This window comes from Pseudomonas sp. B21-048 (assembly GCF_024748615.1).
In the GTDB taxonomy this organism is placed as follows: Bacteria; Pseudomonadota; Gammaproteobacteria; order Pseudomonadales; family Pseudomonadaceae; genus Aquipseudomonas.
Map to the genome: position 1 here is coordinate 102,394 of NZ_CP087168.1, position 15,227 is coordinate 117,620.

General features: G+C 56.6%; 12 protein-coding genes, 2 tRNA genes and 1 rRNA gene. 5 read left to right on the forward strand and 10 right to left on the reverse strand.

Annotation, left to right across the window (positions count from 1 at the left end; all coding sequences use genetic code 11):
- Positions 1-192: 192 nt before the first annotated feature.
- The 10 genes from LOY56_RS00505 to LOY56_RS00550 all read right to left on the reverse strand — a co-directional run bounded on the left by LOY56_RS00505 (position 193) and on the right by LOY56_RS00550 (position 10,059).
- On the reverse strand, positions 193-2,154 hold the full coding sequence (locus LOY56_RS00505; RefSeq protein WP_258618678.1) for a DUF4105 domain-containing protein: 1,962 nt from the start codon (positions 2,152-2,154) through the stop codon (positions 193-195).
- Positions 2,151-2,471 (reverse strand): DUF2388 domain-containing protein, encoded by a 321-nt coding sequence (locus LOY56_RS00510; protein WP_258618680.1) that lies wholly within the window; start codon positions 2,469-2,471, stop codon positions 2,151-2,153. The genes LOY56_RS00505 and LOY56_RS00510 overlap by 4 nt, the downstream gene beginning before the upstream one ends.
- Positions 2,472-2,499: 28 nt before the next feature.
- Complete coding sequence (locus tag LOY56_RS00515) at positions 2,500-2,817, reverse strand: DUF2388 domain-containing protein (RefSeq protein ID WP_258618681.1); 318 nt, start codon at positions 2,815-2,817, stop codon at positions 2,500-2,502.
- A 107-nt stretch (positions 2,818-2,924) separates the two neighbouring features.
- Complete coding sequence (locus LOY56_RS00520) at positions 2,925-3,242, reverse strand: DUF2388 domain-containing protein (RefSeq protein ID WP_258618682.1); 318 nt, start codon at positions 3,240-3,242, stop codon at positions 2,925-2,927.
- Positions 3,243-3,620: 378 nt separating this feature from the next.
- A complete protein-coding gene (locus LOY56_RS00525; RefSeq protein ID WP_095055374.1) occupies positions 3,621-3,836 on the reverse strand; it encodes a DUF1127 domain-containing protein in 216 nt (71 codons plus the stop codon).
- A gap of 319 nt (positions 3,837-4,155) precedes the next feature.
- Entirely contained in the window at positions 4,156-5,649 is a 1,494-nt protein-coding gene (locus tag LOY56_RS00530) for an acetyl-CoA hydrolase/transferase family protein (protein WP_258618683.1), read from the reverse strand.
- A gap of 180 nt (positions 5,650-5,829) precedes the next feature.
- Positions 5,830-7,266, reverse strand: coding sequence for an NAD(P)(+) transhydrogenase (Re/Si-specific) subunit beta (locus tag LOY56_RS00535; RefSeq protein WP_258618685.1), 1,437 nt, complete (start codon positions 7,264-7,266; stop codon positions 5,830-5,832).
- Complete coding sequence (locus LOY56_RS00540) at positions 7,266-7,589, reverse strand: NAD(P) transhydrogenase subunit alpha (RefSeq protein WP_003187010.1); 324 nt, start codon at positions 7,587-7,589, stop codon at positions 7,266-7,268. Before LOY56_RS00540 ends, LOY56_RS00535 begins: the two co-directional genes overlap by 1 nt.
- Positions 7,590-7,604: 15 nt before the next feature.
- Positions 7,605-8,726, reverse strand: coding sequence for a Re/Si-specific NAD(P)(+) transhydrogenase subunit alpha (locus tag LOY56_RS00545; protein WP_258618691.1), 1,122 nt, complete (start codon positions 8,724-8,726; stop codon positions 7,605-7,607).
- Between the two features lie 433 nt (positions 8,727-9,159).
- Positions 9,160-10,059, reverse strand: a complete 900-nt coding sequence (locus LOY56_RS00550; RefSeq protein ID WP_258622928.1) for a LysR family transcriptional regulator — start codon at positions 10,057-10,059, stop codon at positions 9,160-9,162.
- A 158-nt stretch (positions 10,060-10,217) separates the two neighbouring features.
- On the opposite strand from LOY56_RS00550, the gene LOY56_RS00555 reads away from it, so the two are divergent.
- The 5 genes from LOY56_RS00555 (at position 10,218) to LOY56_RS00575 (ending at position 15,075) form a co-directional block, all read left to right on the forward strand.
- Positions 10,218-11,399, forward strand: a complete 1,182-nt coding sequence (locus LOY56_RS00555; protein ID WP_258618693.1) for an acyl-CoA dehydrogenase — start codon at positions 10,218-10,220, stop codon at positions 11,397-11,399.
- Between the two features lie 13 nt (positions 11,400-11,412).
- Positions 11,413-12,633: a CaiB/BaiF CoA-transferase family protein gene (locus LOY56_RS00560; protein WP_258618695.1), complete on the forward strand. Its 1,221-nt coding sequence runs from the start codon at positions 11,413-11,415 to the stop codon at positions 12,631-12,633.
- Positions 12,634-13,273: 640 nt separating this feature from the next.
- A 16S ribosomal RNA gene (locus LOY56_RS00565) occupies positions 13,274-14,810 on the forward strand.
- Between the two features lie 82 nt (positions 14,811-14,892).
- A tRNA-Ile gene (locus LOY56_RS00570) sits at positions 14,893-14,969 on the forward strand.
- 30 nt (positions 14,970-14,999) lie between these two features.
- Positions 15,000-15,075 (forward strand) — tRNA-Ala (locus LOY56_RS00575).
- Positions 15,076-15,227: the final 152 nt, after the last annotated feature.

Sequence of the window (15,227 nt, forward strand, 5' to 3'; positions counted from 1 at the left end):
AGATTCTTGATGGGGTTTTGTATTGACCCACAGGCAAGCAATCAGGCGACCCACTGTGGCGAGGGAGTTTGCTCCCGCTGGGGCGCGAAGCGGCCCCAAAATCGACCAGGCACCCTATTGCGCCGGCTTCGCCGTCGAACGGGAGCAAGCTCCCTCGCCACAGAGGATTTTGTTCTCTCGGGGTCTTATGCTTCAGGGCAATTCCAACCCACCCGCGGCCTTGTGCAGCTTGCGCAAATGTTCGCCAACCTGCTTCAGATTGGCTTCGTTGGCAGCCATTTCGGCGGCACGACTCGGCTCGAGCAACGCTCTCACTTCCTTGTCGAGATCCCCGGTCAGCGCTTGAAGCTGCTTCTGGCGCAAGCTGCTTTCCGACTCCAGACGTGTCCATTCATTCGGCTGCGGCAAACCATAACCACCCGTGCCGAGCAGTTCGGCCGGACGGCTGAGGAAGCCGCTGTTGGCGAGAATCTGCTGCAAGGTCGCATTGGCTTTATCCATGCCGCCATTCTTCAATTCCCGAGCGCCCAGATAGCGTTGCTTCACTTCGTCCTGGGCCAGCACCATCTGCTGACGGAAACTGGCCTGTTCCAGCAGCAGCAACGCCGCGCTGGTGCGCAAATCAGCCTGGTCAATCCATTTGCGGCGTTCTTCGGCTTTCAGTGACAACCAGTCCTCGACCTTTTCCTGCTTGATCGGCAAATGCTTTTTCAGCACTTCGAACATCGCTTGATAACGATCGCGGAAGGAGTCGAAGCGATAGCCCAGACGCAGCGCTTCGCGGGGATCGTCCAGCACGCTGGTGTCTGCCAGTCCCCGGCCCTTGAGCACTTCCAGCAAACCGTTGGGCATGATGCTGTCGAGGCCGACCAGTTGCGCATTGTTGGTGCTGCTGCGCAGTAATTTCAGGCCTTCTACCGCGCAGTTGTTGGACAGGAAAAAATAGTTGCCGTCGTAACTCCAGTGCATCTCCGCGGCGTGTTCCACTACGTCTTCGATCTCGCTGTGCGACAGGTTCAGCGGCACTGAGGCCAGGCTGCGCAGTTCGGTCTTGGTGTATTCGTCGATCACTTGGGCCAGCGGCAAGACAAACAGGCGCGATGGGTATTTACCCACCAGCCCGTCCCAGCTCGACAGCTGTACGTCACCGACGAAGGCGCGGTAGGACAACACCAGATGCTGATCCAGATCCAGTCGACAATCCGGCCCGCGAGGCCGGCCCGGAGCACAGATCACCAGTCGCAGCATACTGTGGCCCCAGCGGCTGACCCAGTTCTGGTTGGCTTCTGCCAGCAGGTAGTCAACAGCATAAACCCGCTCCGGATCGACCTGGCCCAAGGGTTGTTTGGCGAAGTCGTTGCCGGCATTGAGGAATGCGAAGGATTGGCCGCACATGTCTTTGGCGGCGGGTGCCCAGCCGAAATGTTCTTTGTAGTAACGGTACAGCGCAGGGCGACGGCAGGCATAGCTTGGGTCGAGGAGGAAATACTCCATATTGACCGCGACGAACTCCTTCGGGCTGCTCGTCTCGTAGATGTCCGGGCTGCGGGCAATCTGCCGGTTGTGCTGTTCGCGCTCGCCGCGCCGACCGACGTATTGCGGCCAACCGGCCAAATCCAGTAGACGAGGGTCATCGCTGAGGGTCCAGCGTCGCTCCGTCTGCCCACGGCATTGATCGGGGATGCCGATCAGCCCGGAGCTGCTGTTACGTTGCGTGCAACGCTGGATCAGTGTGCGCTCGACAGCTGGCCATAGGCGCGCGCGGTCATAAATATGGGTGAGTTCGTGCAACACCGTGGCGAGCATTTCCCGGCGCACGGTGCCGTGGGGGCGATACGTTTTTTGGGTTGCGGCGCTGCCGTTGGTGAGGCTGGCGAGCAGATTGCGATTCAGGTCCAGCTCGGACACCAGCGACGCCTGACCGTAGGCATCGCTCGGCATGTCGTCGGTCCAGCCGACATCAATGCGCCGGTCCAGTTGCTCGATGAAGCGCGGCGGTAACGCCTGGATGGCTTCATCGAGCAGCGCCTGACTGGCCTGCTGTTGCGCAGGGCTCAGACCGTCGGTCTTGAGCCGTAGTTGCAGGCCCGCCTGCGCCGTATTGCCGAGCAGCAATACAACCCCGGCCAATAGCCAGACGCCTAGTGACCTCACAGTGCGAGGATGGCTTCGGCGAGAACCTGATCACTGGCGTCGCGGGCTTCCGGTACGCGGGTGCGCAAGGTGTCGAAGGCCGCTTCCAGGTGCGCGCCGCGGATTTCACCGTTGCTGGCGACGAAACTGGCCGCGTCGTCGTGGGCTTCACGGACAATCTTCGAATCGCGGATGGACGTGGTGGTATCGGATGTGAAATCAAGCGTGCGTTGGGAGGCTTGAATGATGATGTTACTGGTGGCTACCAGGGTGTGTGCCTGGGTCACGTCGGCCAATAACAGCAGACCAAGGGTGGCAGCAATCAGCGGGCTACGCATGGAACGACTCCGGAGAGGCAAGGGATAACTATTGGACGAGAATTGACTGTGCCAGTTCAAGATCACTGGCATGAAGTTTTGGCTGGATCCGGCGCAGGTAGATCAAGGCCGACTCCAGTTGCGCTCCTCGCAGCTGGCCGTCACTGGCAATGAACGCGGCAGCGTCATCCCGGGCGGCGATCAGCAATTTATGGTCGAAGGGTGCGGAGGTCACCACGCTGGTGGCATAACCACTGGCCACGGTGCCTTGCGTAGACAGGTTGAACGCGTCGAAAGCATGGGTCGAACCCGACCAGCAAGCCGCAAGAACAACCGCAGTGATCGACCAGCTTGAAAGAAAACGCATGAGACTCGATAGCTGAAAGCGAGTCCCAAGGCTAGCGTAATGCCCGGGCTAGAGCCAGCACCGAAACAGCGGGACACGACGTGCGTGTCCCACTTCAGAGCTGTCGCTTAGATCGTCAGGATGGCTTGGGCCAGCTGTGCGTCGGTCGCATTCAGTTGTGGAGTCTGTTGGCGGATATGGTCGAAAGCGCTTTCGAGTTTCACACCACGAATCGCACCTTCACTGGCGACGAAACTGGCGGCATCGTCCCGAGCAGCACGGACGATTTTGTCATCACGAAAGGAAGACGAAACATCTGAGGTCGCGTCGGAGGAAGCCTTCAGCCCACCAACAATGGAATCGGTGGTCACGATGAAACTGGTGGCGTGGGAATTGGCAGCCACGGCAAGCAGGGCAGCAGCACTGAGCAGACGAAGACGGGACATGGAATAGCTCCTTTGGATAGACCGATTAAGAGTGGCGCAGGATTAGACACTGTCGTAAAGCATTTGCCACATTCTATTTGGATATTAGGCCTGTGCACCTGGGTTAGAACAGTCCCCTGTTAATGGAGAAGCTAACGCCAGAAAGGCTGAGGGGCTGTCGGCGAACCCTGTTGCTCTAGGGTATCGAGCTTAGGATAAAAGTGTACTGGTTAAATTGTTATTATTTTAAACTGTACCTATGGACGGCTATCTCTTTTTTACGGCCACTCTGAGAGCGCCAAAACGACAAAACCCGCCGTGGTTTCCCACGACGGGTTTTGTGTATTCAATTCGGGTTGCTGGCGGTGGATCCGAAGGATCAGAGCCAGCGACGCTAACTTAGCGCCAGAACGGCTTGCTCAGCTCTTCATAGCGTTGTGCTTCGCTAATCCCGGCATCAGCCAGCAGTCGCGAATCCAGACGAGCCAGTTGATGGCGGCTGGTAATGCGGCGCTGCCACAGCATCAGGTTGGCGAGAACGCGCAGAGGCATGGAAGCCTGGGTTTTTGCAGCGGTGTCTTCGAAGAACAGTTCGGAACTGAGTGTACGTTCCATGGTTTTCATCCTTCCGCTTGTGGCGGGATTAGGTAGTGGTTTGACTGGTGCCCATAATCCTCTCGTTCGGCCATTCTCTGTAGATACAGTTCACCTGTATTGTGAGGGACCAGTTAACTGTTAAAAGACGGTGTACTGGTCAAAATTGAGGCAACTGTACCTATCCGCACTGAATCAGTGCATTTTTTGGTATTTGAGCGAGAAGGGCAGGCAATTACGGTAGGAAAAGACCGGTACAGCAGTACAGTTTTTGATGAGGTTGAGTGTTGCGACAGCAAGCTGACGAAACTGTGTTTGCGTCAGCTGCAATCTGTATCAATTACACCGCCAGCATGCGCCCGGTTTCTTCCAGGTTGATGTGCCAGCTCAGGGCATCGCGAAGGATGTGCGGGGTATGCCCACCGACTGCGCAAGCGGCGGTGAAGTAGTCATTCAAGGCTGGGCGATAGTCCGGGTGAACACAGTTGTCGATGACGACGCGAGCGCGCTCCCGGGGCGCCAGGCCTCGCAGGTCGGCCAGGCCTATCTCGGTGACCAGAATGTCGACGTCGTGTTCTGTGTGGTCGACGTGGCTGACCATGGGGACCACGCTGGAAATCGCGCCGCCTTTGGCAATCGACTTGGTAACAAAGATAGCCAGGTGCGCATTGCGCGCGAAATCGCCGGAGCCACCGATGCCATTCATCATCCGTGTGCCGCAGACATGAGTGGAGTTGACGTTGCCATACAGATCGAATTCCAGCGCGGTGTTGATACCGATGATACCCAGGCGTCGCACCACTTCGGGGTGGTTCGAGATTTCCTGGGGGCGCAGCACCAGCTTGTCCTTATAGTGCTCCAGGTTCCCGAACACATCGGCATTGCGCCGACTGGACAAGGTGATCGAGCTGCCCGAAGCAAAGCTCAGTTTGCCGGCGTCGATCAGATCGAAGGTCGAATCCTGCAGCACTTCGGAGTACATGGTCAGGTCTTCAAACGGCGAGTCGATCAAGCCGCACATCACCGAATTGGCGATAGTGCCAATACCGGCTTGCAGCGGTCCGAGCTTGTTGGTCATGCGCCCGGCAGCCACTTCTTGTTTGAAGAAATCGATCAAATGGTCAGCGATGGCCCGTGTGTCGCTGTCGGGTGGCAAGACAGTGGACGGCGAGTCGGACTGATTAGTGATCACGATCGCAACGATTTTTTCGGGCGGTATCGGGATGGCGGTGCTGCCAATGCGATCATCGACCTTCACCAGCGGAATAGGCGTGCGGGTCGGCCGGTAGGTCGGGATATAGATGTCGTGCAGACCTTCGAGATTCGGGTTGTGAGCCAGGTTGATCTCGACGATCACGTGTTTGGCGAAAATCGCGAAGCTGGCGGAATTGCCCACTGAGGTGGTCGGTATGATATGGCCCTGCTCGGTGATTGCCACAGCTTCGATCACTGCGATGTCCGGCAGCTTGAGTTGCTGGTTGCGCAGTTGTTCCACGGTTTCCGACAGGTGCTGGTCGATGAACATGACTTCGCCGGCATTGATCGCCTTGCGCAAGGTGCTGTCCACCTGAAACGGCATGCGTCGCGACAGCACGCCGGCCTCGGTCAGTTGTTTGTCGAGGTCGTTGCCCAGGCTGGCACCGGTCATCAAGGTGATTTTCAGCGGCGTGACCTTGGCGCGCTCGGCCAGGGCATGCGGCACGGCCTTGGCTTCGCCGGCGCGGGTAAAGCCGCTCATGCCGACGGTCATGCCGTCCTGAATCAGAGCGGCAGCGTCAGCGGCGCTCATTACCTTGTCCAACAATGAAGGCAAGCGAATACGGTCACGGTACATGGATTGATATCTCGGGCAGCGAAAGCAAGATGCGCAGTCTAGTGATTTGAAAAAAAATCGTCCCGCTACCATGGTCGAATGCCAGCCCCTGATTTAGAGCCTTTGGTCGGGTTTCACGAGGAATAAAAAAACCCCAGCCTACTAAAGGCTGAGGTTTTTGGTATTGCGCTGGAGCAGTGTTTACTCGACTGCTTTAACCATGTCTTCGATAACTTTCTTGGCGTCGCCAAATACCATCATGGTCTTGTCCAGGTAGAACAGCTCGTTGTCCAGGCCGGCATAGCCGCTGGCCATTGAGCGCTTGTTGACGATGATGGTCTTGGCTTTGAACGCTTCGAGAATCGGCATGCCGGCAATCGGCGATTTCGGATCATTCTTCGCGGCCGGGTTCACCACGTCGTTGGCGCCGAGCACCAGCACCACGTCGGCCTGGCCGAACTCGGAGTTGATGTCTTCCATCTCGAACACCTGGTCATAAGGCACTTCAGCCTCGGCCAGCAAGACGTTCATATGGCCAGGCATCCGCCCTGCTACGGGGTGAATCGCGTACTTCACCGTCACCCCGCGGTGGCTCAGTTTTTCGGTCAGTTCTTTCAATGCGTGCTGCGCACGGGCTACCGCCAGGCCATAGCCCGGAACGATGATCACGGTGTCGGCGTTGGTCAGCAGGAAGGTGGCGTCGTCAGCCGAGCCGGACTTCACCGGGCGAGCTTCTTTCGAGCCTGCCGGGCCAGCGGCATCCGCCGTGTTACCGAAACCGCCGAGCAGCACATTGAAGAACGAGCGGTTCATCGCCTTGCACATGATGTACGAAAGGATCGCACCGCTTGAGCCCACTAGCGAGCCGGCAATAATCAGCATCGAGTTGTTCAGCGAAAAGCCGATACCCGCTGCGGCCCAGCCCGAGTAGCTGTTGAGCATCGACACCACGACGGGCATGTCCGCGCCGCCGATCGGGATGATGATCAGCACGCCCATCACGAAGGCCAGGGCCAGCATCAGTGCGAAAGCGCTGAGACTGCCGGTCAGCATGAAGGTGACGCCCAATGCCAACGTCGCCAGACCCAGCAGCAGGTTCAGCTTGTGTTGACCGCTGAACTGTACTGGTGCGCCCTGGAACAGTCGGAACTTGTACTTGCCCGACAGCTTGCCAAATGCGATCACCGAACCGGAGAAGGTGATTGCGCCGATGGCCGCGCCGAGGAACAGCTCCAGACGGTTGCCCGCCGGAATGGAATCACCCAGCTGTTTAACGATGCCCAGAGACTGCGGCTCAACCACCGCCGCGATCGCGATGAACACTGCGGCCATACCGATCATGCTGTGCATGAAAGCGACCAGCTCTGGCATCTTGGTCATTTCAACACGCTTGGCCATGATCGAACCGGCAGTGCCGCCGACCAACAGACCGACGATGACGTAACCGATGCCGGCCGTCGCCAGCTCAGCCCCGAGCTTATAAATGAGGCCGACCGTAGTGAGAATCGCCAAGGCCATGCCGAGCATGCCGTAGACATTGCCGCGACGCGACGTAGTGGGGTGCGACAGGCCTTTGAGGGCCTGGATGAAGCAGATCGACGCGATCAGATAGAGCGTCGTTACCAGATTCATGCTCATTACTTGGGCGCCTCTTCTTTTACGGCTTTCGGGGCTTTTTTCTTGAACATCTCAAGCATGCGACGGGTGACCAGGAAACCACCGAACACGTTCACTGCCGCCAGAGCCACCGCCAGGGTGCCCATGGTCTTGCCCAGTGGCGTCACGGTCAAAGCGGCCGCCAGCATGGCGCCGACGATCACAATCGCCGAAATGGCGTTGGTCACTGCCATCAATGGCGTGTGCAGTGCAGGTGTAACGTTCCACACCACGTGATAACCGACATAAATCGCCAGCACGAAGATGATCAGGTTGTAGATACCGGGGGAGATAAGCTCTTCCATCGTCTGAATCCCTGCTTAGGCGTTTTTGCGGATGACTTGGCCGTCGCGGCACATCAGGCACGCGGCGACGATGTCGTCTTCGAGGTTCACTTCAAACTGGCCTTCTTTGTTGAAGACCAGCTTCAGGAAGTCCAGCAGGTTGCGCGCGTACAGCGCCGAAGCATCGGCCGCGACTGCGCCGGCCAGATTGGTCGGGCCGCAAATGGTCACGCCATTCTCGACGACCACCTGATCGGCCACGGTCAGCGGGCAGTTGCCGCCCTGGGCTGCCGCGAGGTCGATGACCACCGAGCCGGGCTTCATCTGCGCCACGGTTTCGGCGCTTAATAGCGTCGGCGCCTTGCGGCCCGGGATCAGTGCGGTGGTGATGACGATGTCAGCTTGCTTGGCACGTTCATGCACGGCCTGGGCCTGACGCTGCATCCAGCTGGCCGGCATGGGGCGTGCGTAACCGCCGACACCGACGGCGCATTCGCGCTCTTCATCGGTTTCGTACGGCACTTCGACGAATTTCGCACCCAGGGATTCGATCTGTTCCTTCACCGCAGGACGCACGTCGGACGCTTCGATGACTGCACCCAGACGTTTCGCCGTGGCAATCGCCTGCAAACCGGCCACACCGGCACCGAGAATCAGCACGCGCGCCGCTTTCACAGTGCCCGCGGCAGTCATCAGCATTGGCATGAAGCGAGGATAGTAGTGGGCGGCAAGCAGCACAGCTTTATAGCCGGCGATGTTGGCCTGGGAAGACAGCACATCCAGGCTCTGGGCGCGGGAGGTGCGCGGTGCGGCTTCCAGCGCAAATGCGGTAATGCCGCACTCGGCCAGCTTGGCAATGGTTTCATTGCTGAACGGGTTGAGCATGCCCACCACAACGGTGCCGCTCTTTATCAGCGTCAGCTCGCTGTCGCTGGGGGCGACCACCTTGAGAATCAGCTCTGCGCCAAATGCATCATTGGCGCTGCCAATGGTTGCGCCTGCCGTTTCATAAGCACTGTCGACAACGCTGGCACTAATGCCGGCGCCGCTTTGCACAGTGACCTTATGACCCTGGCCGATCAGCTTCTTGATGGTTTCCGGGGTTGCAGCAACCCGTGTTTCACCCGTCTGGGTTTCGAGAGGAACACCAATGTGCACGTCAAATCTCCTGCGTGATCTTATTGAGTAAACCCAGGCACTTCGAATGGTGCGGCTGGGGCGGCCGATCAGCACGATCCCGCCAAATCAGGGCGGGGCGCGGCATTTTGCAGGCGAACTTTGTGCCCTTCAAGGGATTATGACGGGTGACGGAAAATTAACTACAAGTCACCCTGTGACCGAATGTCGCACGGGTCGGTTAAATCCCTTATAACCCGTGGCTTATAAGGATTTCGGCAAAAATTCAAGTATTTACACGTCGGCTCGGTGAATGAAGCGTCACTGCTGGCCAATAGAGGCTGAAAGCCACGTCCTCCGGACCTTGTGGGACGTTTGTACTGCTATCAGTACAGTCTGTTCATATGCGACAAATACTTATATCTGTAGTGTGTCTGTTTTTATGACTACGAGGTCAGCTAATTGGTGTGAGCCTTTATCCTTCTAGGCTGTAGCTTTGTGCCTGATTCACCAGCCAATCGCGAAATGCCTTCAAAGAGGCTGATTCGACTTTTCGCTCCGGAATCATCAGGTAGTAAGCCTTGATGCTGGATAGGGCTTGAGGGTTAGCAATCACCAGGCGCTTCTCCGTCAATTCACGTTGAATCAGGAATGGTGGAATCAGAGCGATCCCCATATCGTGCATCGCTGCTTGGGCGAGCATGGAGAATAGCTCGTAACGCGGCCCTGTCATGTCTCGCGGGATATTAAGGTCCTGGGAATTGAACCACTGGCGCCAGGCATAGGGACGGGTGGTCTGTTGCAGTAGGGGTAGATCAGCAATTTCCGCAGGCGTGAGGAGTGTCTTTTTGCCGAGAAGGTTGGGGCTGCACACCGGCATCGGATTTTCGCCCATCAGCCTGTGGGATTCGGTACCCGGCCAATCGGCATCGCCGAAATAGATCGCGGCGTCGAAATCCGTGTCGGCAAACAGGAAAGGGCGCGTGCGATTGGTGAGGTTGACCGTCACTTCTGGATGTTTGTGCTGAAAATCCTTGAGTCGCGGCAGCAGCCATTGAGTGCCGAAGGTTGGCACCACCGCCAACTCGATCATGTTGGCGCCTTGCTGGCCCATCACTGACAAAGTGTCGCGTTCAACCGCATCGAGTTGGGTGGCCACTCGGCGGCTGTAGGAAAGCCCGGCCTCGGTCAGCTTCACTCCGCGCCGGGAGCGTCGGAATAGTTCGACGCTGAGGAACTCCTCCAGGCTGGCGATCTGTCGGCAAATCGCTCCCTGCGTGAGGGAAAGTTCCTGGGCGGCCTTGGTAAAGCTCTCGTGGCGCGCTGCAGCTTCAAAGCTGATCAGGGCGGTTGTACTGGGGATCTTCCTGCGCATGTACGTCAACCTCACTAATACATCGCATATAGGCTATTTTTGCGACGTTACGGAGTGAGAAATTAGCACAACAGTATGCAAAATCCTCGTTTGTCGTGAAGCCAAACCCGGCCTAGGATCACTCCACGTTATTTGACCCGATTCGAGAGGACTCACTCATGGGCGGTAAAGCTAGCTTCAACTGGATCGATCCACTGCTGCTGGATCAACAGCTCACTGAAGAAGAGCGCATGATTCGCGACACTGCTCTGCAATTCGCTCAGCAGAAGCTCGCGCCGCGCGTTCTCGAAGCTTTCCGTCATGAGAAGACCGACCCGGCGATCTTTCGCGAGATGGGTGAAGTGGGCCTGTTGGGTGCGACCATTCCTGAGCAATACGGTGGCAGCGGCCTTAACTACGTCAGCTACGGTCTGATTGCCCGTGAGGTCGAGCGTGTCGACTCCGGCTATCGCTCGATGATGAGCGTGCAGTCCTCGCTGGTCATGGTGCCGATCAACGAATTCGGTACCGAAGCACAGAAGCAGAAATACCTGCCGAAGCTGGCCTCGGGTGAATGGATCGGTTGCTTTGGTCTGACCGAACCTGACCACGGTTCCGACCCGGGTGCGATGATTACTCGAGCACGCAAAGTGGAAGGTGGCTACAGCCTCACCGGCAGCAAAATGTGGATCACCAACAGCCCGATCGCCGATGTGTTCGTAGTTTGGGGCAAGGACGACGCGGGCGACATTCGTGGTTTTGTTCTGGAGAAGGGCTGGAAAGGCCTGAGCGCTCCGGCGATTCACGGCAAGGTTGGCCTGCGTGCATCCATCACCGGCGAGATCGTCATGGACAACGTGTTTGTCCCTGAAGAGAACATCTTTCCGGATGTTCGCGGCTTGAAAGGTCCTTTTACCTGTCTTAACTCGGCACGTTACGGCATTTCCTGGGGCGCACTGGGCGCTGCCGAGTTCTGCTGGCACACCGCCCGTCAGTACACCCTGGATCGTAAGCAGTTTGGTCGTCCATTGGCAGCCACGCAGTTGATCCAGAAGAAGCTGGCTGACATGCAGACCGAAATCACTCTGGCGCTGCAAGGCTGCCTGCGTCTGGGTCGTATGAAGGATGAGGGCACTGCTGCCGTCGAGATTACTTCGATGATGAAGCGCAACTCCTGTGGCAAGTCCCTCGACATCGCCCGCATGGCGCGCGACATGCTGGGTGGCAACGGTATATCCGATGAATTCGGTGTCGCTCGGCATCTAGTCAACCTGGAAGTGGTGAATACCTATGAAGGTACGCATGACGTCCACGCACTGATCCTCGGTCGCGCGCAGACCGGCATCCAGGCGTTCTATTAATAGGAGAACGGTCATGGGCGCGCTTTCGCATCTACGGGTACTGGATTTATCGCGGGTGCTTGCCGGGCCTTGGGCCGGGCAGATCCTGGCGGACCTTGGCGCCGAAGTCATCAAGGTCGAGCGCCCGGGCAATGGCGATGACACGCGCGCCTGGGGGCCTCCGTTCCTTAAAGACGCTTATGGCGAGAACACCAGCGAGGCGGCTTATTACTTGTCCGCCAACCGCAACAAGCAATCAGTGACCATCGACTTCACGCGGCCAGAAGGACAGCAGCTCGTGCGTGAGTTGGCGGCGAAGTCGGACATCCTCATTGAAAACTTCAAGGTCGGCGGTCTGGCGGCTTATGGGTTGGACTATGAGTCGCTCAAGGCGATTAATCCGAAGCTTATCTATTGCTCGATCACCGGATTCGGTCAGACCGGTCCGTATGCCAAGCGTGCGGGTTATGACTTCATGATCCAGGGCTTGGGCGGTCTGATGAGTTTGACCGGTCGTCCCGAAGGAGATGAAGGCGCGGGCCCGGTGAAAGTCGGTGTGGCGTTGACAGATATTTTGACCGGTCTCTATTCAACGGTAGCGATCCTGGCGGCCTTGGCTCATCGGGATCAGGGCGGTGGCGGTCAGCATATAGATATGGCATTGCTGGATGTTCAGGTGGCGTGTCTGGCCAATCAGGCGATGAACTACCTGACTACAGGCGTTGCGCCTAAACGCCTGGGCAACGCTCACCCGAATATCGTGCCTTATCAGGACTTTCCTACGGCTGATGGCGATTTCATCCTTACCGTGGGTAATGATGGGCAGTTCCGCAAGTTTGCGCAGGTGGCTGGTCAGCCGCAGTGGGCGGATGATCCACGTTTTGCGACCAACAAATTGCGGGTGGCTAACCGAGCGGTATTGATTCCGCTTATCCGCCAGGCGACCGTGTTCAAGACTACTGCCGAATGGGTGGCGCAGCTGGAGCAGGCAGGCGTGCCATGCGGACCGATCAATGATCTGGCTCAGATGTTTGCCGATCCTCAGGTTCAGGCGCGGGGGTTGGCCATTGAGCTGCCTCATGCTTTGGCCGGGATGGTGCCGCAGGTTGCGAGCCCGATACGTCTGTCCGGGACTCCGGTGGAGTACCGTAGTGCACCTCCTTTGTTGGGTGAGCACACGCTGGAGGTTCTGCAGCGGGTGTTGGGTCTGGATGCTGGCGTCATTGCTGGGTTCAAGGCGTCTGGAGTGCTCTGAGTATTCCTTCTATATAGCAGGCTGGTTTTGCTCTCCTATATAGAGGGGAGTGCGCAGTTTTCCTGCTTTGCGCAAGTTATTGATAGAAAAGTGTAATCAGGGGTTGACGGCAGATTCTGAAAGCCTATAATTCGCCCCACTTCCGGCGCAGTCGAAACGGAAAACTCCTTGGTAAACAATGAGTTACGCAGTTTTCGACAGTGGTTACGCTTCAGTTCATCGAAGCCAGAAGGAGTTGAAAGGGCGGTGTTGTTTGGCTCTTTTGACGGTTCGATCTTCTCGGTCGAAAGCGGAAAAAAGAGGTGTTGACAGCAGCGAGTAACGCTGTAGAATTCGCCTCCCGCTAACGAGAGATCGAAAGCGCAAGTGGTTGAAGTTGTTAAGGAAAACCTTGAAAACTTCTGAAAATAACCGCTTGACAGCAACAGAGGCTGCTGTAGAATGCGCGCCTCGGTTGAGACGAAAGATCTTAACCAACCGCTCTTTAACAACTGAATCAAGCAATTCGTGTGGGTGCTTGTGGAGTCAGACTGATAGTCAACAAGATTATCAGCATCACAAGTTACTCCGCGAGAAATCAAAGATGTAACCAACGATTGCTGAGCCAAGTTTAGGGTTTCTTAAAAACCCAAAGATGTTTGAACTGAAGAGTTTGATCATGGCTCAGATTGAACGCTGGCGGCAGGCCTAACACATGCAAGTCGAGCGGTAGAGAGGTGCTTGCACCTCTTGAGAGCGGCGGACGGGTGAGTAATGCCTAGGAATCTGCCTGGTAGTGGGGGATAACGCTCGGAAACGGACGCTAATACCGCATACGTCCTACGGGAGAAAGCAGGGGACCTTCGGGCCTTGCGCTATCAGATGAGCCTAGGTCGGATTAGCTAGTTGGTGAGGTAATGGCTCACCAAGGCGACGATCCGTAACTGGTCTGAGAGGATGATCAGTCACACTGGAACTGAGACACGGTCCAGACTCCTACGGGAGGCAGCAGTGGGGAATATTGGACAATGGGCGAAAGCCTGATCCAGCCATGCCGCGTGTGTGAAGAAGGTCTTCGGATTGTAAAGCACTTTAAGTTGGGAGGAAGGGCAGTTACCTAATACGTAATTGTTTTGACGTTACCGACAGAATAAGCACCGGCTAACTCTGTGCCAGCAGCCGCGGTAATACAGAGGGTGCAAGCGTTAATCGGAATTACTGGGCGTAAAGCGCGCGTAGGTGGTTCGTTAAGTTGGATGTGAAATCCCCGGGCTCAACCTGGGAACTGCATTCAAAACTGACGAGCTAGAGTATGGTAGAGGGTGGTGGAATTTCCTGTGTAGCGGTGAAATGCGTAGATATAGGAAGGAACACCAGTGGCGAAGGCGACCACCTGGACTGATACTGACACTGAGGTGCGAAAGCGTGGGGAGCAAACAGGATTAGATACCCTGGTAGTCCACGCCGTAAACGATGTCAACTAGCCGTTGGGAGCCTTGAGCTCTTAGTGGCGCAGCTAACGCATTAAGTTGACCGCCTGGGGAGTACGGCCGCAAGGTTAAAACTCAAATGAATTGACGGGGGCCCGCACAAGCGGTGGAGCATGTGGTTTAATTCGAAGCAACGCGAAGAACCTTACCAGGCCTTGACATCCAATGAACTTTCCAGAGATGGAAGGGTGCCTTCGGGAACATTGAGACAGGTGCTGCATGGCTGTCGTCAGCTCGTGTCGTGAGATGTTGGGTTAAGTCCCGTAACGAGCGCAACCCTTGTCCTTAGTTACCAGCACGTCATGGTGGGCACTCTAAGGAGACTGCCGGTGACAAACCGGAGGAAGGTGGGGATGACGTCAAGTCATCATGGCCCTTACGGCCTGGGCTACACACGTGCTACAATGGTCGGTACAGAGGGTTGCCAAGCCGCGAGGTGGAGCTAATCCCATAAAACCGATCGTAGTCCGGATCGCAGTCTGCAACTCGACTGCGTGAAGTCGGAATCGCTAGTAATCGCGAATCAGAATGTCGCGGTGAATACGTTCCCGGGCCTTGTACACACCGCCCGTCACACCATGGGAGTGGGTTGCACCAGAAGTAGCTAGTCTAACCTTCGGGAGGACGGTTACCACGGTGTGATTCATGACTGGGGTGAAGTCGTAACAAGGTAGCCGTAGGGGAACCTGCGGCTGGATCACCTCCTTAATCGACGACATCAGCTGCTCCATAAGTTCCCACACGAATTGCTTGATTCATTGAAGAAGACGATAAGAAGCAGCCCGAAATTGGGTCTGTAGCTCAGTTGGTTAGAGCGCACCCCTGATAAGGGTGAGGTCGGCAGTTCGAATCTGCCCAGACCCACCAATTTTGTGTGGGAAACGCCTGTAGAAATACGGGGCCATAGCTCAGCTGGGAGAGCGCCTGCCTTGCACGCAGGAGGTCAACGGTTCGATCCCGTTTGGCTCCACCACTACTGCTTCTGTTTGTTGAAAGCTTAGAAATGAGCATTCCACCAAGACGGTGTTGAATGTTGATTTCTAGTCTTTGATTAGATCGTTCTTTAAAAATTTGGGTATGTGATAGAAAGATAGACTGGATGGCACTTTCACTGGTGTTGTTCAG